Below are 19509 nucleotides of genomic sequence, written 5' to 3'. Positions count from 1 at the left end.
ACGGGGAACAGGCGCGCAGCGTGCCCGCCTTCGTAGGATGGACGTGTGACCGATCCGATCTTCTCCGCAGACTACGCCGAGCGACGCGCGCGGGTCCCCCGCGGGCTTCCGCTCGTCGTCGCCATGCAGGGGCTGACGGACGCGGGCGGGGCGATCTCGCAGCTCGAGGAGTACCTCTGGAATCGCTACGAGCCCGAGGAACTGCTGCGCTTCAACGCCGATCTGCTGCTCGACTACCGCGCCCGCCGCCCCGTCATCACCTTCGACGAAGACCACCTGATCGACTACTCGCCCGAGGAACTGCTGCTGAGCCTCGTGCACGACGAGCTCGGCAAACCCTTCCTGCTGCTCAGCGGCTATGAGCCCGACTTCCGCTGGGAGCAGTTCATCGACGCGGTGCTGATGCTCGTGCACGAGTTCGAGGTCTCGACCACGGTCTGGTCGCACGCGCTTCCGATGCCGGTGCCGCACACCCGGCCGGTATCGATGACGGTGAGCGGCACGCGCGACGACCTCATCGAGGAGCGCTCGGTCTGGCGCCCCACCACCAGGCTCTCGGCCTCCGCCGCCCATGTGCTCGAGTACCGCCTGCACAGCCTGGGGGAGGAGGTCGTCGGCTTCGCGCTGCTGATCCCTCACTATCTGGCGAACACCGAGTACCCCGAGGCGCTCTACGCGGCGCTCGACGGCATCATGTCCGCGACCGGCCTCATCCTCGCGACCGACTCGGTGCGGGACGCCTCCCGCCGCTTCATGACGCAGGTCGACGAGCAGATCGCGGCGAATCACGAGTCCGTCGAGATGGTCCGCACGCTCGAGGAGCGCTACGACGCGTACATGGACGATCAGACGATCCGGTCGCCCCTCATCGGCGAGGACGGCATGATTCCCACCGCCGAGCAGCTCGCCAGCGAGCTCGAGCGCTTCCTCGCCGAGCGGCAGCCGGGCTCCGGAACGGGTGCCGAGAACGGCGGCGACGCCGAGAACGCCGCAGACGACGAGAACGGCGCCGACGGCGCTGTTTGAGCCCGCGCGGGCGACGGTCAGCCCGGGGTCGCGCGGCATGCAATAATAGAGGTCGTAACCCATTCAATCCAGCGTTTCCCCCTCCGAGGGAATACAACGGGCTTGACATGGGTTTTCATGCTGTGAGCACTCGTCGATGCCATCGACGGCTCCGGCGGAGACACCAGACAGAGAGGCGGCTGCGTGGCAACTGCATCCACGACCAGGACTCGTGCGACGTCCGCGAAGGCGGCGAAGAAGGATTCCGAGGCGGCCGAGCAGGTCGCCGCGGCGGAGGAGACCGCCGAGACCGCGGCGCCGAAGAAGGCCGCCGCGAAGAAGAGCACCACCGCGAAGAAGACGACCGCGGCGAAGAAGACGACGGCCGCCGCCAAGAAGCCGGCCACTCGTCGCGCCGCGAAGAAGAAGGACGACCTCCTCGACGAGGTCGACTCCGAGTCCGAGGAGGAGACCCCCGAGGCGGCGGAGGAGGAGAAGCCCGCGCCCGCGGTGACCGAGCCGCTCCCCACCGGTGCGATCGTGCTCAAGGCCTCCGACGAAGAGGACGTGCCCACGGTCACCACCGCGATCCCGGGTGCGACGGCCGACCCCGTGAAGGACTACCTCAAGCAGATCGGCAAGGTCGCTCTGCTCAACGCCGCAGAGGAGGTCGAGCTCGCGATGCGCATCGAGGCCGGCCTCTTCGCAGAGGAGAAGCTCGCCACCGAGAAGAACCTGCCGAAGAAGCTCGTGCGCGAGCTCAAGTGGGTCGCTCGCGACGGTCAGCGCGCGAAGAGCCACCTGCTCGGCGCGAACCTGCGCCTGGTGGTCTCGCTCGCTAAGCGCTACACCGGCCGCGGCATGCAGTTCCTCGACCTGATCCAGGAGGGCAACCTCGGCCTCATCCGCGCTGTCGAGAAGTTCGACTACACCAAGGGCTTCAAGTTCTCCACCTACGCCACCTGGTGGATCCGTCAGGCCATCACCCGCGCGATGGCCGATCAGGCGCGCACCATCCGCATCCCCGTGCACATGGTCGAGGTCATCAACAAGCTCGCCCGGGTGCAGCGGCAGATGCTGCAGGATCTGGGCCGCGAGCCCACCCCGGAAGAGCTGAGCCGCGAGCTCGACATGACCCCCGAGAAGGTCGTCGAGGTGCAGAAGTACGGCCGCGAGCCGATCTCGCTGCACACGCCGCTCGGTGAAGACGGCGACAGCGAGTTCGGCGACCTCATCGAGGACACCGAGGCGGTCGTGCCGGCCGACGCGGTGGGCTTCACGATGCTGCAGCAGCAGCTCGAGCAGCTGCTCGACTCCCTCTCGGAGCGCGAGGCGGGTGTGATCCGCATGCGCTTCGGCCTGGGCGACGGCATGCCGAAGACGCTCGACCAGATCGGCGACACCTTCGGCGTGACCCGTGAGCGCATCCGCCAGATCGAGTCGAAGACGATGGCGAAGCTGCGCCACCCCTCGCGGTCGCAGCAGCTGCGGGACTACCTGGAGTAGGCCGCGCGGCCCCGCTCACGACAGAAGCGCCGCCCCTCGAAATGCTTCGAGGGGCGGCGCTTCTCAGTTCTGCGGGGAAGCTCAGGCCCCCAGGCGGTGGCTCTCGTCGTGCCACACCTCGGCCATCGGGCGCAGCTTCGCCTCGTGCTTGTGGGCGTGGTGAGCGCAGAACAGCAGTTCGCTGCCGTTCAGCATCACTCGCACATATGCCTGGGCGCCGCAACTGTCGCAGCGGTCCAGAGCGCTGAGCGGGCGATCCGCTGCCTCGACCTCGGTCGCACGATCCTGCTCGAGCGTCGTCATGGCATCCTCCCGTTCGTCCGATCAATCGATACACCTCTATCCAAGCACGCCCCGACCGGTTTCGCGCGGCTCGGGCGGCGGGTTCGCTGTACGCGTAGCGAGCAGAACCCGGGATCCGCACTCGCCGGGCGGCTAGGCCGTCGGTGTCGGCGGTCTGCCCTAGGGTAGATGCGTCCATCGAACAGAGGAGATCCCCACAGTGGCATCGGAGCGTTCAGCGACCGGGGCGGCGACGTCCACGTCAGCGGAGTCCAGCTATTCCGCGCGGCACCTCACCGTTCTCGAAGGCCTCGAGGCGGTGCGCAAGCGTCCCGGCATGTACATCGGCACGACCGATTCGCGCGGCCTCATGCACTGCCTCTGGGAGATCATCGACAACTCGGTCGACGAGGCGCTCGCGGGCCACGGCAAGGCGATCGGCATCACCCTGCACGAAGACGGCAGCGTGACCGTCTCCGACAACGGCCGCGGCGTTCCCGTCGACATCGAGCCGAAGAGCGGCCTCTCGGGCGTCGAACTCGTCTACACGAAGCTGCACGCCGGCGGCAAGTTCGGCGGCGGCGGCTACGCCTCCTCCGGCGGGCTGCACGGCGTGGGCGCGTCCGTCGTGAACGCCCTCTCGTCGCGGCTCGACGTCGAGGTCGACCGCGACGGCAAGACGTGGGCGATGTCGTTCCGGCACGGCGAGCCGGGCGTCTTCCACGGCGAGGGCCCCGACGCCCCGTTCGCGCCGTTCGAGGAGTCGTCGGAGCTGCGCGTGATCGGCAAGGTCAAGAAGGGCGTGACCGGCACCCGCGTGCGCTACTGGGCCGATCCGCAGATCTTCCTGGCATCGGCCCGCTTCGAGCCCGAGTCGCTCATCCGGCGCGCGCGTCAGACCGCGTTCCTCGTGCCCGGGCTGGCCATCGAGATCACCGACCGCCGACCCGAGTCGCTCGGCGAGACGGGCGAAGCGCCCGTGCACCGCTTCGAGTACGAGGGCGGCATCTCCGAGTTCGTCGACTTCCTCGCGGTCGACGCACCTCTCACCGAGACCTGGCGCATCACCGACTCCGACACCTTCACGGAGACCGTGCCGGTGATGGACGAGCAGACGGGTCATCTCGTGTCGCGCGAGGTGGAGCGCCACTGCGAGGTCGACATCGCGCTGCGCTGGGGCACCGGCTACGACACCGAGGTGCAGAGCTTCGTCAACATCATCGCGACTCCGAAGGGCGGCACGCACCTGAGCGGCTTCGAGCAGGGGCTCACCCGTTTCTTCCGCAAGCAGATCGAGCAGAACGCGCGCAAGCTCAAGGCCGGCAGCGACCGGCCCGACAAGGACGACATCCTCACCGGCCTCACCGCCGTCGTGACCGTGCGCGTGCCCGAGCCGCAGTTCGAGGGGCAGACCAAGGAGGTGCTGGGCACCGCCGCCGTGCGTTCGATCGTCTCCCGCGCGATCGTCAAGGGCCTCGAGCAGCGCTACGCCTCGACGAAGCGCGACGACAAGACCCAGACGGGCGCCCTGCTCGAGAAGATGGTCTCCGAGATGAAGGCGCGCATCGCGCTGCGCGCCCAGCGCGACACCGCGCGCCGCAAGAGCTCGCTCGAGAGCTCCTCGCTGCCGGCGAAGCTCATCGACTGCCGTTCGAAGAACGTGGCCGAGACCGAGCTGTTCATCGTCGAGGGCGACAGCGCTCTCGGCACCGCGCGGCCTGCGCGCGACAGCGAGTTCCAGGCGCTGCTGCCGATCCGCGGCAAGATCCTCAACGTGCAGAAGGCCTCCGTCGCCGAGATGCTCTCGAACGCCGAGTGCGGCGCCATCATCAAGGTGATCGGCGCGGGTTCGGGCCGCGACTTCGAGATCGATTCGGCGCGCTACGGCAAGGTGATCCTCATGAGCGACGCCGACGTCGACGGCGCGCACATCCGCACCCTGCTGCTCACGCTGTTCTTCCGCTACATGCGCCCGATGCTCGAGGCGGGCCGCGTCTACGCGGCGGTGCCCCCGCTGCACCGGGTGATCGTGCAGAACGCCGGGCGCAAGCCGAACGACGTCGTCTACACGTACAGCGAGCGCGAGCTGAACGCGCTGCTCGCCGACCTGCGCCGCCGCGGCAAGAAGTACCAGGAGCCGATCCAGCGCTACAAGGGCCTCGGCGAGATGGATGCGGATCAGCTCGCCGAGACGACGATGGATCGCTCCCAGCGCACGCTGCGACGCGTACGGGTCGAGGATGCGCAGGCGGCCTCGAAGGTGTTCGAGCTGCTGATGGGCAACGAGGTCGCGCCCCGCAAGGAGTTCATCGTCGAGAACGCCGACGATCTCGATCGCGAACGCATCGACGCGTAGGGCGCAGGAACCCGGTGCAGCGCACGGCCGGGGCCGCCGGGGCGCGCCGCTGCTAGGCTGGTGGCGATAGCGTCTAGGGTTCCGGGGCGGCGGCGAGAGCCGATCGCCCGCCTGGTCCGAGCGGCGCCACGCCGGGTTCCGTGATCCGGCGTCATCTGACAGGACAAAAGCCCGGAGGAACCTCGCCCGTCGCGCCGTTCGCGATCGGGCAGAAGGTTCTGCCATGCCGCTCGTACCCCTCCTGCTCGTTCTCGGCGCGGCGGTCACGCACGCCGCCTGGAACATCATCGCGCACGGATCGAGCCGCTCGGGCCTGCCGTTCCTCTGGTGGGGTGCGGTGTGCAGCGCGGTGCTGTGGGCGGTCGCGGTTCCGTTCACGGGCGGGCTGGGTGCGGCGACGCCCGGATCGTTGCTGCTCGGGGTCGGAGTCTCGGGTCTGCTGCACGTGCTCTACATGCTCGTGCTGCAGCGCGGCTACGCCAACGGCGACCTCTCGACGGTCTATGCGACGGCGCGGGGCACGGGACCGATCCTCACCGTGCTGGTCGCGGTCGCGGTGCTCGGCGAGCGCCCGGGGTCGCTCGCGCTCGTCGGCGTGGCACTCGTGATCGGGGGTGTGGTGGCGTTCGGCGTGGTGGGCCGCTCGGCGCCCGGTGAGCGACGGCGCCGGCTCGATCCGGGGCTCGTGTACGGCCTGCTCACCGGGGTCGGGATCGCGGCCTACACGGTCTGGGACGCGCACGCCGTCACGGAGCTCGGCATCGCGCCCGTCGCGTTCATGGTGGGCTGCAGCCTCGCCGAGATCCCGTTCTTCACCGCGCTGCTGCTGCTCGAGGGGCGACGTGGCGCGCTCGCCCGCCTGCGCGCCGAGCTGCGACTCAACCGGATGCGTCTGCTCGCGTTCGGTCTGCTCTCGCCGCTCGCCTACGTGCTCGTGCTCACCGCGGTCACGCTCGCGCCCGTCTCGCTCGTCGCTCCCGTGCGCGAGGTGAGCGTCGTGCTGGTGGGCCTCTACGGGGCGTTCCGGCACCGCGAGAGCCGGCCCGCGCTGCGCCTCGTCGCCGCGACCGTGGTGGTGGCGGGTGTGGTGCTCGTCGCGCTGTGAGCGGCGGATCGGCGACCGTCTACGGGGCGACGCCCACGTAGGCGGCGGCGCCGTCGATCGGCTGGCCGGAGCCGTCGCGCTTGCCGAGTTCGGTCGGCAGCTTGCGCGCCGCGCCGTCCGCGGCGAGAGCGCGGGGCTCGCCGGTGCCCACCCAGGCGCAGGCGATCTGATCCTCCCATTTGAGGAAGCGCTGCGCGCGCACGCCGCCGGTGCCGCGGCCCTTCGGGGGGAACTCGGACCACTCGGTCACCTTCGCCGTGGCGACGTCGGTGCCGGGCAGCGTGATCGAGCTGTCGGCCACCGTGACGACCCGGGCATCGGCCCCCTCGGGCACCGCGCCGGCGAACACGACCCGGGCCTCGGCGCCGAGACGGATGCCCGCCATGCCGGCGGCCGGGCGGCCCTGGGGGCGCACGGCCGAGGCTGGGAAGCGCAGCAGCTGGGCGTCGCTCGTCACGACCGCGAACTCGGAGTCGTCGGGCGCGGCGAAGGCGGCGACGAGGCGATCGCCCGCCTTGAGCCCGATCACCTCGAACGCGGGCTTCGCGGGCAGATCGGTGAGCACGACCCGTTTCACCGTGCCCTGCTCCGTGAAGAGTCCGACCGGCGTGCCGGTGTCGAGCGGCACGAGGCCGACGACTCGCAGCTTCTTGTCGGTGAGGCCGAGGTAGTCGGCGATCTTCACGCCGGCGGAGAAGGCGACCGACGCGGCAGGCACGAGCGGCAGGTCGACGGGGGTGAAGCGGTGCAGCGTGCCGTCGGAGAGGATCGCGCCCAACTCGCCGCGCACCGTGCCGTCGGCGCGGGTGAGGATCGCGCCGTGCTTGGTCGCCCGCGACGCCGAGCGCGGCGATTCGGGGGCTTCGGGATCCCGATCGATGCGCAGCGCGCGGCCCGTCGCAGAGAGCAGCACCGTGCAGGGGCTATCGGCGACCTCGAGCGACGTCGCCGCGGCGGTGGCTCGGGCGGGGCGGGCCACCGCGCCCGTGAGCACGGTGCGACGCGGGGTGCCGAAGGCCTCGGCCGCCTGATCGAGCTCCTCGGCGACCACGGCGCGCAGCTTCTCGTCGCTGCCGAGGATCTCGAGCAGCGCCTCGATCTCGGCGCGCAGCTCGTCGCGCTCGGCCTCCAGCTCGACGCGCGAGAACTTGGTGAGCCTGCGCAGGCGCAGTTCGAGGATGTACTCGGCCTGCGGCTCCGAGAGGTCGAACACCTGCATGAGGCGCGTGCGCGCCGTCTCGGCGTCGTCGCTCGTGCGGATGAGCTGGATGACCTCGTCGATGTCGAGGATCGCGATGAGCAGGCCCTCGACGAGGTGCAGCCGCTCGCGGCGCTTCTTCAGCCGGAACTCGCTGCGCCGGGTGATCACCGAGATGCGGTGGTCGAGGAACACGCGCAGCATCTCGCGCAGGCCGAGGGTCTGCGGCTGGCCCTTCACGAGGGCGACGGAGTTGATGCTGAACGAGTCTTCGAGCGGCGTGTAGCGGTAGAGCTGCTCGAGCACCGCTTCGGGCGAGAAGCCGGTCTTGAGGGTGATGACGAGGCGCAGACCGTTCTTGCGATCGGTGAGGTCGGCCACGTCGGAAATGCCCGAGAGCTTCTTCGCCTCGACGCCCTGCTTGATCTTCTCGATCACGCGCTCGGGGCCGACGAGGTAGGGCAGTTCGGTGACGATGAGGCCCGTGCGGCGCGGCCCGAGCTGCTCGACCGACACCTTGGCGCGGGTGCGGAACGCGCCGCGGCCCGTGCGGTACGCGTCCTTGACACCGTCGAGGCCGACGATGATGCCGCCGCCCGGCAGGTCGGGGCCGGGGATGAACTCCATGAGCTCGTCGACGGTCGCCTCGGGGTGGTGCAGCAGGTGCTTCGCTCCGTCGACCACCTCGATGAGGTTGTGCGGGGCGAGGTTGGTCGCCATGCCGACGGCGATGCCGCTCGCGCCGTTGACCAGCAGGTTGGGGACGGCTGAGGGCAGCACGTCGGGCTGCATGATCTGGTTGTCGTAGTTGGGGACGAAGTCGACGACGTCTTCGTCGAGGGCGTCGGTCATGGCGAGCGCGGCGCCGGCCAGGCGGGCCTCGGTGTAGCGTGAGGCGGCGGGGCCGTCGTCGAGCGAGCCGAAGTTGCCGTGGCCGTCGACGAGGGGCAGGCGCATCGCGAAGCCCTGCGCGAGCCGCACGAGCGCGTCGTAGATGGAGGCGTCGCCGTGCGGGTGCAGCTTGCCCATGACCTCGCCGACGACTCGGGCCGACTTGACGTGCCCCTTCTCGGGGCGCAGGCCCATGTCCTGCATCATGAACAGGATGCGCCGCTGCACGGGCTTGAGACCGTCGCGGGCGTCGGGCAGGGCGCGGGAGTAGATCACCGAGTACGCGTACTCGAGGAACGATCCCTCCATCTCCTGCGAGATGTCGATGTCTTCGATGCGTTCCCCCGCCGTCTCGTGGGGGCCCTCACTTCGGGATTCCGTCATAATGGAGATCATGCTACCGACGACCGCCGACAACGGTGCGAGGCTGGCCGCGATTCTGCCAAGCGGGATCTCGACGGTCGCCCTGGGGCTCGGCATCGACCCGCGTGCGGCGCTCGAAGCGGCGCCGGGCGTGCCGATCCCCGACGCGAGCCGCCTGCCGCGCCTCCGATCGTTCGTGATGGTCGTCGTCGACGGCCTGGGCCACGCCAATCTGAACGCGCGCGAGGGCCACGCGCCGACGCTCGCGCGGCTGCCGAGGCGCCGCATCGAGACGGTGGCCCCGTCGACGACGGGCGCTGCGCTGACCACTCTCACGACGGGCCGCCTGCCCGGGGCGCACGGTCTGATCGGCTACCGCATCCGTCACCCGAGGCTCGGGCTCGTGACGACGCTGAAGGACTGGGACGGCATCGAGGATCGCGCCGTCTGGCAGCGCGCCGCGCCGCTGTTCGGCATCGCGCGGGCCATCGGAGCGCGGCCGGTCGCGATCGGCCGCCCGGCGCACGCGACGGGCGGCCTGACGGAGGCGATCCTCACCGGCGCGGAGTACCATCCCGGCCAGCGCATCGAGGATCGCTTCGCGGTCGCCTCCCGGCTACTGCGGGCCGGCGACCCGATCGTCGCCTACCTGTACGTCGACGAGCTCGACAAGGCCGCCCACGAGCACGGGTGGCAGAGCGACGCCTGGGTGCGGCGGCTCGAGCGCCTGGACGCCGAGCTCGACGGGTTCCTGCGCGGCCTTCCCGCCGACGTGGGCGTGGTGGTCACCGCCGATCACGGCATCGTCGACGTCGGGCCCCACCAGCAGGTGATGCTCGACGCCGATCCCGAGCTGTTCGCCGATGTCGCCGAGGTCGGGGGAGAACCGCGCTTCCGCTCCCTCTTCCTGCGCGCCGGGGCCGACGCCGGCGCTGTCGCCCGCAGCTGGGCGCAGGCCGAGGGAGCGCGTGCCTGGGTGGCGACGCGCGAAGAGGCGATCGCCTCGGGGTGCTTCGGATCGGTGGATCCGGAGGTGGCCCCGCGGATCGGGGACGTGGTGATCGCCGCGCGCAAGCAGGTCGCCTACTACAGCACCGCCGACGATCCGCGCTCGCTCGACATGGTGGGGCAGCACGGCTCGTTCAGCGAGGACGAGCGGGGCGTGCCGCTGGCGGTCGCGGGCGCCCTCGACGGCAGCGGCTTCGCCTCGGCCGTGGCGACGGCTCAGCCGATCGACGCCGGGAGCTAGGCCGGATCCTCGTCGCTGCGGGTGCCGAAGAGGATGTCGTCCCAGCTCGGGATCGACGCGCGCCCCTTCCGGCCGCCTCGCTCGTTCTCGGCCGGCTCGCTCTTGTCGCCCTTGCGGTCGCGGGTGTCGCGCTGCCCCTCGCGGGCCGGTGCGTCCTGCGGCGCGCCACCGCGATCGGCGCCGGCGCGATCCGGACCTCCCGACACGCCCGCAGCTCCCCAGATGCTGCGCGGCGCGGCCGGCGCAGGATCGGGATCCGCGGGCGGGGCCGACTGCTTCGTGGGCTCGACGGGGGTGGGCAGCTCGAGCGGCTCCTCGACAGCGCCGCGGCTGCGATCCCGCTCGCCCCGACGCTTGCGGAGCGCGTCGAGCAGGTCCGCGGTCTGGCTCAGATCCGAGTCCGAGGACTCCGATTTGATGGCCCGCTGATCGATCTCGCGGCGGCGCTGGTACTCGGCGTTGGCGTCCGAGAGCGGCGCCGCGAGGTCGGCGGCCGGCGCATCGTCGGCGGTTCCATCGGCCTCCTCGATCCCCTCAGGGTCGGCGGTCGGCGAGCCGTCGAACGCTCCCGAGTCGAACCGGGGCGACGCCTCTCCGTTGTCCACGGCGCGCAGCTTCGGGATGAGGCGGTCTCCCACGTCGCCCTGCTTCGACAGGTTGACGGCGTCGGGGTTGACGGGTGAGAGCACCCCCTTGCGGTGCTCGAACGACCAGACCGCACGATGGGCGACGTCGCGGGAGATGAACTCGAGGGCGATCATCCAGCCGGTCTCGGGATCGCGCCACGACGACCACTCGCTCGTATCCGAGCCGAGCGCGATGAGGCGCTCGGCGATGACCGCCCCGAAGCGCTGATCGCCGTCATCGTCCACATCGGTGCGCACGGGCACCGCGTGGGCGCGCTCGAGCACGTAGTTGCGCTCGGCGATCACGGGTTCCTCGTAGCGCTCGATGTCGGACTCGTCGAGGCCGGTCAGCTGGGCGACCTGGGAACGGGTCTTGCCGGCGCGGATGAGCGCCTGGATCTCTCGGGGTCGCACGCGGGAGGTGTCGCGTTCGCGGCGACCCAGGTGCCGCATCTCGCTGAGCACGGCGTCGTCGACGACGAGGCGGAACTCCTCGCCGGCATCGTTCGCAACGACCAGCGAGCGCTCTTCGCGTCGCACAAAGCGCAGTTCGTCCATCGGCGCATCCCTTCGTGAGTCGCGAACCAGGCTGCCACAGAACGGCGGCACCGGAGGGTATTGACTCGGCGCGTGCTCAAGAATCCGCGGAGTCGTTGGCGGGCCCGACTTCGCGCACAGAGAACTCCGAGCCGAAGAGTTTGCGTCCGACCGCGATCGTAGGGCAGACTATGGCCGCTCGAACGATGAGGTGCCGCTCCCGCGGCACGGGAATGCAGGAGAGAATGGCCACCGATTACGACGCCCCGCGCAAGTCCGAGGAAGAAGCCGAGTCGATCGAGGCTCTGAAGGAACGCGGACCCGCGAAGGGGGCCTCAGGCATCGATTCAGAGGATGCCGACAACCCGAGCTTCAACATCGGCGGCTCGGATCTGTCCGACGTCGAGCTCGACGTGGTCGTGCTGCCGCAGCAGGACGACGAGTTCACCTGCGTGAGCTGCTTCCTGGTGCGTCATCGCTCGCAGATGGCCGAGGAGACCGACCTCGGCCCGGTGTGCGCGGAATGCGCGGGCTGAATCGCGGCTTGAGCTGAAGCCAAAACCCGCCAGGGTTGTGCGCTCGAGCCGCTGCGGCCACCGCCGCAGGCGATTCAGTGCATTCCGCGCCGGGGCCGCTGCCCCGCGAGTCCGCACCCGAGTGGGCCGTCAGCGGATGATCCGCTTCGCGACCTGTCGAGGAGCCGGATGGAACGCCGCATCTCGAATCGGCGAAGCGATCCCGATGGGCCGACGGCTCGGCTCTCGCGCCCTCAGGCCTTCGCGGCCTCGATAGCTTCTGCGAGCTTCTGCGGGTGCCGCGTGGTGATGATCCAGAACGGCGCCGGATCGGCCGGGTCGATGTTCTCGATGCGCACGCCGCGGTGGATCCAACCGCGCACAACGAGGTAGCTGCGCGCGTCGACGCCGGGCCCGATGGCCGCTCGCATGCCCTCGGATCCGAGCAGCTCGATGCCTCCGAGCTGCTGCACGGGGATCTCGGCGCGCCCCGCGGCGAGCCGACCGTTCTGCACTGCGACGACGGGGCACATGAGGGTGACCGCGCCGGCGACGATGAGGTACACGACGACGCCCACGGGCAGGGCCATATCCGAGTTGATGGGCGTGAGCACGAGAGCGACGGCCGGAACCAGCAGCAGCAGCGCGATGTAGAGGCCGATGCCGGGGAGGAGCCGCTCACGATAGGGGCGGGCGGTGGTCTCTGCTGCGGATCGACTCGTCATACCCCCATTATCCTCGTGCGCACCGTCGAGGACGCCGAGTGCGGGGCGCCGCAGCTCACGGCGTTCCCGGCACGATCCGGTAGCCTGTCCGGGTGACCGATGTCGTAGAGATCCCCATCCGAGCCGAGGTGCCGCCCCGGTACGCGCACTCCGATGATGCGGGGGCGGATCTGTTCGCCGCCGAGTCGGCGGTGCTGCAGCCGGGGGAGCGGGCGCTGATCGGCACGGGCGTCGCGATCGCGCTTCCCGAGGGGTACGCCGCGTTCGTGGTGCCCCGCAGCGGGCTCGCCGCGAAGCACGGCATCACTGTGGTGAACTCGCCCGGCACCGTCGACGCGGGGTACCGCGGCGAGATCAAGGTGACGCTGCTCAACACGGATCGGCATGAGCCGTTCCGCGTGGAGGCCGGCGATCGGATCGCGCAGCTGATCATCACGCCGGTGTCCCGCGCGGTGTTCGTGCCGGTGGAGGAGCTGCCGTCGAGCGTGCGCGGCGAGGCGGGTTTCGGATCGACGGGCGTGCGCGGCTGAGGCCGTGCCCGCACAATCAGACGCAGAGGCCCGGCGGAACGGGCGCGAACAAGGAGTGTTCCGACTATGAGCGAAGAACGACAGGCCGACGAGATCGAGCTGAGCGAGCCGCAGACGCCCCGGATCGACGATTCGAAGTCGGCGCCCGAGGATCGGGCGGAGGCGGGGCCCTTCGACGCGAGCGAGGTTCCGGCGATGCGTCCGTACGTCGACCTGGGCGGCATCAAGGTGGCCCCGCGGGAGGGTCTGCAGCTGCGGCTCGAGGTGGACGAGCGTGCGAACCGCGTCGTCGCCGTGTCGCTCGACTACGCGGAATCGCTGCTGCAGGTGCAGGCGTTCGCCGCTCCGAAGAGCACTGGCCTGTGGCACGGGGTGCGAGCCGACCTGGCGCAGCAGATGGCGTCGCAGGGCGCGTCGCTCGTCGAGGAGGACGGCCCGCTCGGCACCGAGCTGGTCGCTCGGACGCCGGTGCCGGCCGACCAGGGCGGCGGTACGCGCGTGGCTCGCTTCGTCGCGGTCGACGGTCCCCGCTGGATGCTGCGCGGCGTCATCATGGGCCAGGCCGCGGTCGACGCCGACACGCGCGAGCGCGTGATCGATCTGTTCCGCGAACTCGTGGTGGTGCGCGGCGAGCAGCCGATGCCCCCGAGCGAGTTGCTGCCGCTGCGCGTTCCCGCCGGTGTGCAGGCTCAGCGCCAGACCCCTCCCGCCCAGGGCGGGGCTCAGCAGGCGTGAGCGACGACCGACCCGCCGACGCGCCGGGCGAGCGCGACGCCGATGCCGATGCGCCGCGCGAGCCGGCGGGTCGTGCGCCGAACGGCCGCGGCGGCCTGGGCGGCGTCGTCGATGCGGGTCTGCACGGCGAGGCCGTGTCGGCCCGCGGCGTGCTCGAGGCGATCGGTGGCTGGCGCGGCATCGCCGAGACGCTCGTTCCGGCGACCCTCTACCTCGGCGTCTTCGTCGTCACGCGCGACGCGCGCATCTCGGCGATCGCTCCGCTCGCGCTCGCGCTCGTCGCCTTCGGCTGGCGCCTGGTCCGCCGCGAGCCGGTGCAGGCAGCACTGTCCGGGCTGATCGGCGTGCTCGTCTGCGTGGGCGTGACGCTGTTCACCGGACGCGGCGAGGACTACTACCTGCCGGGGTTCTGGATCAACGCCGCGTGGATCGTCGCGCACTCCGTGTCGCTGCTCGTGGGGTGGCCCCTGATCGGGCTGCTGCTCGGCTTCCTGCGGGGCTCGCTCACCGAGTGGCGGCGCGTGCCGGTGCTGCGGCGGGCTGCGAATCTCTGCACCGTGTTCTGGATCGCGGCCTTCGGCGCGCGGCTCGCCGTGCAGCTGCCGCTCTACTTCGCGGCGCAGGGCGGCGATACGGCCGCCGTCGACGCGCTGGGACTCGCCCGGCTGCTCATGGGCGTGCCGCTGTTCGCGCTCGCCGCGATCCTGACCTGGCTCGTGCTGAGCCGCGTCTCGGCGGCACTGGGCGACGCGCCGGACAGCGCCACATCATCTGATGATTAGCCGCGCGAAAACGGCGCGGAGACTGGGGAGACGCCTCCGGTAGAGTGTCCTGAGCGCGCCCGAATCCGGTGTAGAATTATCTCGACATCGAGATATTTTGAGCATCCCACCGGATGCGGCGTGTCGGGACATGAGTGGAGGAACTGCAATGGCAGCGGTCAACAGCTTCGGTGCGAAGAGCACCCTCGCCGTCGGCGAGAAGGAATACGAGATCTTCCGGATCGATCGGGTACCGGGCCACGAGCGCCTGCCCTACAGCCTCAAGGTGCTGCTCGAGAACCTGCTGCGCACCGAGGACGGCGCGAACGTCACCCGCGCGCACATCGAGGCGCTCGGCGGTTGGGATCCCGCGGCCGAGCCCGACACCGAGATCCAGTTCACCCCGGCCCGCGTGATCATGCAGGACTTCACGGGCGTGCCCTGCGTCGTCGACCTCGCCACCATGCGCGAGGCCGTCACCGATCTGGGCGGCGACCCCGACAAGATCAACCCGCTCGCGCCGGCCGAGCTCGTGATCGACCACTCGGTGATCTCCGACGTCTACGGTCGCGCAGACGCCTTCGCGAAGAACGTCGAGATCGAGTACCAGCGCAACGGCGAGCGGTACCAGTTCCTCCGCTGGGGCCAGGGCGCCTTCGACGACTTCAAGGTCGTGCCCCCGGGCACCGGCATCGTGCACCAGGTCAACATCGAGTACCTGGCCCGAGTCACCTTCACCCGCGATGTCGACGGCGTCACGCAGGCCTACCCCGACACCTGCGTCGGCACCGATTCCCACACCACGATGGAGAACGGCCTCGGCGTGCTCGGCTGGGGCGTCGGCGGCATCGAGGCCGAGGCCGCAATGCTCGGCCAGCCCATCTCGATGCTCATCCCGCGCGTCGTCGGGTTCAAGCTCTCGGGCCAGATCCCGGCGGGCGTCACCGCCACCGACGTCGTGCTCACCATCACCCAGATGCTGCGCAAGCACGGCGTGGTCGGCAAGTTCGTCGAGTTCTACGGCGAGGGCGTCGGCTCCGTGCCCCTCGCCAACCGCGCCACCATCGGCAACATGAGCCCCGAGTTCGGCTCGACCGCGGCGATGTTCCCCGTCGACGACGTCACGCTCGACTACATGCGCCTCACCGGCCGCCCCGATGAGCAGATCGAGCTCGTGAAGGCCTACACGCAGGCCCAGGGCATGTGGCACGACCCGTCGCGCGAACCCCAGTTCAGCGAGTACCTCGAGCTCGACCTCTCGACCGTGGTCTCGTCGATCGCCGGCCCGAAGCGCCCGCAGGATCGCATCGAGCTCACCAGCGCGAAGACCCAGTTCGAGACCGACCTCAAGAACTACGCCCAGGCCGCGAACCCGGCCAAGGTCAAGGACCAGGCGGGCAACGAGTTCGAGATCGACCACGGCGCGGTCACGCTCGCCTCGATCACCTCGTGCACCAACACCTCGAACCCCTCGGTGATGCTCGCGGCCGGCGTGCTCGCGCGCAACGCCGTCGCCAAGGGCCTCACGGCGAAGCCGTGGGTCAAGACCACCCTCGCCCCCGGCTCGAAGGTCGTGACCGACTACTACGAGAAGTCGGGCCTGCGCGACGACCTCGAGGCGCTCGGCTTCTACCTCGTCGGCTACGGCTGCATGACCTGCATCGGCAACTCGGGCCCCCTCAACGAGGAGATCTCGAACGCGGTCAACGACAACGACCTCGCCGTCACCGCGGTGCTCTCGGGCAACCGCAACTTCGAGGGCCGCATCAACCCCGACATCAAGATGAACTACCTCGCGAGCCCGCCGCTCGTGGTCGCCTACTCGCTGGCCGGCACCATGGACTTCGACTTCGACGCCGAGCCGCTCGGCCAGGACGACGAGGGCAACGACGTCTTCCTGCGCGACATCTGGCCCGACCCGGTCGAGGTGCAGAAGATCGCCGACGCGTCGATCGACTCCGACATGTTCAACAGCAAGTACGCCACGGTGTTCGACGGCGACCAGCACTGGAAGTCGCTGCCCACGCCCACCGGCAACACCTTCGAGTGGGACGAGAAGTCGACCTACGTGCGCAAGGCCCCGTACTTCGACGGCATGCAGCCCGAGCCCGAGCCCGTGCGCGACATCTCGGGCGCCCGCGTGCTGCTGAAGCTCGGCGACTCGGTCACCACCGACCACATCAGCCCCGCGGGCAGCTTCAAGGCCGAGACGCCGGCCGGCCAGTACCTCGTGGCAAACGGCATCGCGCCGCGCGACTTCAACACCTACGGCTCGCGCCGAGGCAACCACGAGGTCATGATCCGCGGCACCTTCGCGAACATCCGCATCCGCAACCAGCTGCTCGCCGCCGAGAACAACGGCGCCGGGGTCGAGGGCGGCTTCACCCGCGACTTCACCCAAGAGGGCGCCCCCCAGGCCTACGTCTACGACGCCTGCCAGAACTACCAGGCGGCCGGCGTGCCGCTCGTGGTGCTCGGCGGCAAGGAGTACGGCTCGGGCTCGTCGCGCGACTGGGCCGCGAAGGGCACCAGCCTGCTCGGAGTGAAGGCCGTCATCACCGAGAGCTTCGAGCGCATCCACCGTTCGAACCTCATCGGCATGGGCGTGCTGCCGCTGCAGTTCCCGCAGGGCGAGAGCGCCGACAGCCTCGGCCTCGACGGCACCGAGACGTTCGACATCACGGGCGTCGAGAAGCTCAACGAGGGCGTCACCCCGAAGACCGTGCAGGTCACCGCGACGAAGGCCGACGGTTCGCAGGTCGCCTTCGACGCCGTGGTGCGCATCGACACCCCGGGTGAAGCCGACTACTACCGCAACGGCGGCATCCTGCAGTACGTGCTGCGCTCGCTCGTCTGAGTTCATGCCGTCTGGGCTGCGCCCAGGCGTCTGAGTTCATGCCGTCTGGGCTGCGCCCAGGCGTCTGAGCTCATGCCGTCCGGGCTGCGCCCAGACGTCTGAGCCATCCAGGCCGAGCGACACGCTGGAAGCCCGCTTCCGCCCCCGAACCGGATCGGTTCGCACGGGCGGGGGCGGGCTTCCGCCATGGTCGGGCGCGGTAGACTGAGGGGATGCCCGGCGCATCCCGCCGGAACCGACAGCGGAGGTGGCGAGTGGCGATCCTGGATCGAATCGAGTCCCCCCGCGACCTCGACGCGCTGACGCCGGAGCAGTGCCGCACGCTCGCGGCCGAGATCCGCGAGTTCCTCATCGCCGAGGTCGCGAAGACCGGCGGCCACCTCGGCCCGAACCTCGGCGTCGTCGAGCTGACGATCGCGATCCACCGGGTGTTCGAGTCGCCCCGCGATCCCATCGTCTTCGACACCGGCCACCAGAGCTACGTGCACAAGCTGCTGACGGGCCGCAAGGACTTCTCGCAGCTGCGCCAGCGGGGCGGCCTCGCGGGCTACCCCCAGCGCGCCGAGAGCGAGCACGACATCGTCGAGAGCTCCCACGCGTCGAGCTCGCTGAGCTGGGCCGACGGCATCTCGCGCGCCTTTGCCCGCCGCGCGCAGTCCGACCCCTCGCAGCACGACCGGCACGTGGTCGCGGTCGTGGGCGACGGCGCCCTCACCGGCGGCATGACGTGGGAGGCGCTCAACAACATCACCGACGACAACGACCGCAACCTCGTGATCGTCGTCAACGACAACGGGCGCTCCTACGCGCCCACGATCGGCGGCATGGCCCGCTTCCTCAACGGGGTGCGCACCTCATCGAGCTACCGCGACCTGCAAGAGGGCAGCGAGAAGTTCTTCTCCGCCTTCGGCGCTCCGGGCCGCACCGTCTACCGGGCCACCCGGGGCGCGATGCGCGGCATCGCGAGCCGCGCCTCCGGCAACCAGGATCTCTACGCGAACCTCGACATCAAATACGTCGGCCCCATCGACGGGCACGACCTCGAGGCGGTCGAGGAGGGGCTGCGGCAGGCGAAGGGCTACGGCCGGCCCACGCTGGTGCACGTCATCACCGAGAAGGGTCGCGGATACGCGCCCGCCGAGAACGACGAGGCCGATCAGTTCCACTCGGTCGGCAAGATCGACCCCGACAGCGGCGTGCCGGTGCAGGCGTCGTCGGGCGCGAGCTGGACGTCGGTGTTCCGCGAGCGCATCGTGGAGCTGGCCGAGGCCGACGACCGCGTCGTCGGCATCACCGCGGCGATGCTCGCCCCCACGGGCCTCGATCTGCTCGCAGAGAAGCACCCGGCTCGCGTCTACGACGTCGGCATCGCCGAGCAGCACGCGGTCACGAGCGCGGCCGGCCTCGCCTACGGCGGTCTGCACCCCGTCGTCGCGATCTACGCGACCTTCATGAACCGCGCTTTCGACCAGCTGCTCATGGACGTCGCCCTGCATCGGGCGGGTGTCACCTTCGTGCTGGATCGGGCGGGCGTCACGGGCCCCGACGGTGCGAGCCACAACGGCGTCTGGGATCTCGCCACGCTGCAGATCGTGCCGGGCATCAGGATCGCCGCTCCGCGTGACGAGGCGTCCCTGCGCGAGCTGCTGGGCGAGGCCGTGCGGGTCGACGACAGCCCCACGGTGATCCGCTACCCGAAGGGCGCGGTAGGGGAGCCGCTGCCGGCGCTGCGCCGACTCGACGACGGCGTCGACGTGCTGCTCGAGCCGGGCACCTCCGAACGCGCCGCCGAGACGGGTCCCGCGTCGACCGATACGTCGTCGACCGATGTGCTGTTCGTCACGGTCGGCCCGATGGCGCGCGTCGCGCTCGACGCGGCCGCAATCCTCTCCGAGCAGGGCATCACGTCGACGGTCGTGGACCCGCGCTGGGTGGTGCCGGTGGCGCAGTCGGTCACGGACCTCGCGCGCGGTCACCGTCTGCTCATCAGCATCGAGGACGGCATTCGCGTGGGCGGTGTAGGCACTCGGATCAGGCAGGCGCTGCGCGACGCCGGCGTCGACACGGCGGTGAGCGAGCTGGGCACACCCGACGCGTTCCCCGAGCACGCCTCTCGCGACGAGCTGCTGCACGATGCGGGGCTCACGGCTGAGCAGATCGCCGCGGCGGTCGCGGATCAGGTGCGGGGCAAGCGTATCCCGATCGCCCGCCCCGAGTAGCGCGAGTCGGATACCTGCCGCGCGCGGCACGGCCGAGACCCCTGCCCGG

General features: G+C 70.3%; 15 protein-coding genes. 11 read left to right on the top strand and 4 right to left on the bottom strand.

The features are described from left to right. The first annotated feature begins 45 nt into the window (after positions 1-45). Positions 46-1026: a proteasome assembly chaperone family protein gene (locus H490_RS16765; protein ID WP_017882539.1), complete on the top strand. Its 981-nt coding sequence runs from the start codon at positions 46-48 to the stop codon at positions 1024-1026. 183 nt (positions 1027-1209) lie between these two features. Further along, positions 1210-2511 (top strand): RNA polymerase sigma factor, encoded by a 1302-nt coding sequence (locus H490_RS16760; protein WP_017882538.1) that lies wholly within the window; start codon positions 1210-1212, stop codon positions 2509-2511. An 81-nt stretch (positions 2512-2592) separates the two neighbouring features. Here H490_RS16760 and H490_RS16755 read toward each other — a convergent pair whose 3' ends face one another. Then, entirely contained in the window at positions 2593-2814 is a 222-nt protein-coding gene (locus H490_RS16755; protein ID WP_017882537.1) for a hypothetical protein, read from the bottom strand. Between the two features lie 199 nt (positions 2815-3013). On the opposite strand from H490_RS16755, the gene H490_RS16750 reads away from it, so the two are divergent. Together H490_RS16750 and H490_RS16745 are read left to right on the top strand one after the other, a co-directional pair. After that, positions 3014-5149, top strand: coding sequence for a DNA gyrase/topoisomerase IV subunit B (locus H490_RS16750; RefSeq protein WP_017882536.1), 2136 nt, complete (start codon positions 3014-3016; stop codon positions 5147-5149). Between the two features lie 223 nt (positions 5150-5372). Beyond that, positions 5373-6254 (top strand): EamA family transporter, encoded by an 882-nt coding sequence (locus tag H490_RS16745; protein WP_017882535.1) that lies wholly within the window; start codon positions 5373-5375, stop codon positions 6252-6254. 19 nt (positions 6255-6273) lie between these two features. Here the strand turns inward: H490_RS16745 and H490_RS16740 are convergent, their stop codons facing one another. Continuing rightward, complete coding sequence (locus H490_RS16740; protein ID WP_017882534.1) at positions 6274-8727, bottom strand: DNA gyrase/topoisomerase IV subunit A; 2454 nt, start codon at positions 8725-8727, stop codon at positions 6274-6276. A gap of 10 nt (positions 8728-8737) precedes the next feature. On the opposite strand from H490_RS16740, the gene H490_RS16735 reads away from it, so the two are divergent. Then, positions 8738-9955, top strand: a complete 1218-nt coding sequence (locus tag H490_RS16735) for an alkaline phosphatase family protein (RefSeq protein ID WP_041204840.1) — start codon at positions 8738-8740, stop codon at positions 9953-9955. On the opposite strand, the gene sepH is transcribed toward H490_RS16735, so the two are convergent. After that, entirely contained in the window at positions 9952-11139 is a 1188-nt protein-coding gene (sepH, locus tag H490_RS16730) for a septation protein SepH (RefSeq protein ID WP_017882532.1), read from the bottom strand. The two genes, H490_RS16735 and sepH, sit on opposite strands and share 4 nt — an antisense overlap. A 224-nt stretch (positions 11140-11363) precedes the next feature. Between sepH and H490_RS16725 the strand changes: the two genes are divergently transcribed. Beyond that, positions 11364-11654, top strand: a complete 291-nt coding sequence (locus H490_RS16725) for a DUF4193 family protein (protein WP_017882531.1) — start codon at positions 11364-11366, stop codon at positions 11652-11654. Positions 11655-11887: 233 nt separating this feature from the next. Here the strand turns inward: H490_RS16725 and H490_RS16720 are convergent, their stop codons facing one another. Beyond that, the gene (locus H490_RS16720) at positions 11888-12358 is read right to left on the bottom strand and encodes a DUF3093 domain-containing protein (protein WP_017882530.1); all 471 of its coding nucleotides are present in this window, start codon (positions 12356-12358) and stop codon (positions 11888-11890) included. A gap of 92 nt (positions 12359-12450) precedes the next feature. On the opposite strand from H490_RS16720, the gene dut reads away from it, so the two are divergent. The 5 genes from dut (at position 12451) to dxs (ending at position 19460) form a co-directional block, all read left to right on the top strand. Next, the gene (dut, locus tag H490_RS16715; protein WP_017882529.1) at positions 12451-12888 is read left to right on the top strand and encodes a dUTP diphosphatase; all 438 of its coding nucleotides are present in this window, start codon (positions 12451-12453) and stop codon (positions 12886-12888) included. A 66-nt stretch (positions 12889-12954) separates the two neighbouring features. Beyond that, positions 12955-13623: a DUF3710 domain-containing protein gene (locus tag H490_RS16710; RefSeq protein ID WP_017882528.1), complete on the top strand. Its 669-nt coding sequence runs from the start codon at positions 12955-12957 to the stop codon at positions 13621-13623. Beyond that, complete coding sequence (locus tag H490_RS16705) at positions 13620-14405, top strand: DUF3159 domain-containing protein (RefSeq protein WP_017882527.1); 786 nt, start codon at positions 13620-13622, stop codon at positions 14403-14405. Before H490_RS16710 ends, H490_RS16705 begins: the two co-directional genes overlap by 4 nt. Before the next feature lie 148 nt (positions 14406-14553). Continuing rightward, entirely contained in the window at positions 14554-17241 is a 2688-nt protein-coding gene (acnA, locus tag H490_RS16700; protein WP_017882526.1) for an aconitate hydratase AcnA, read from the top strand. Between the two features lie 254 nt (positions 17242-17495). Then, entirely contained in the window at positions 17496-19460 is a 1965-nt protein-coding gene (gene dxs, locus H490_RS16695; protein ID WP_017882525.1) for a 1-deoxy-D-xylulose-5-phosphate synthase, read from the top strand. The last annotated feature ends 49 nt before the right edge of the window (positions 19461-19509 follow it).

It is taken from the genome of Leucobacter sp. UCD-THU, from assembly GCF_000349545.1.
Classification (GTDB): domain Bacteria; phylum Actinomycetota; class Actinomycetes; order Actinomycetales; family Microbacteriaceae; genus Leucobacter; species Leucobacter muris.
The sequence above is the reverse complement of the archived record's forward strand: the minus strand, read 5'-3'. Positions and strand labels throughout refer to the sequence as shown.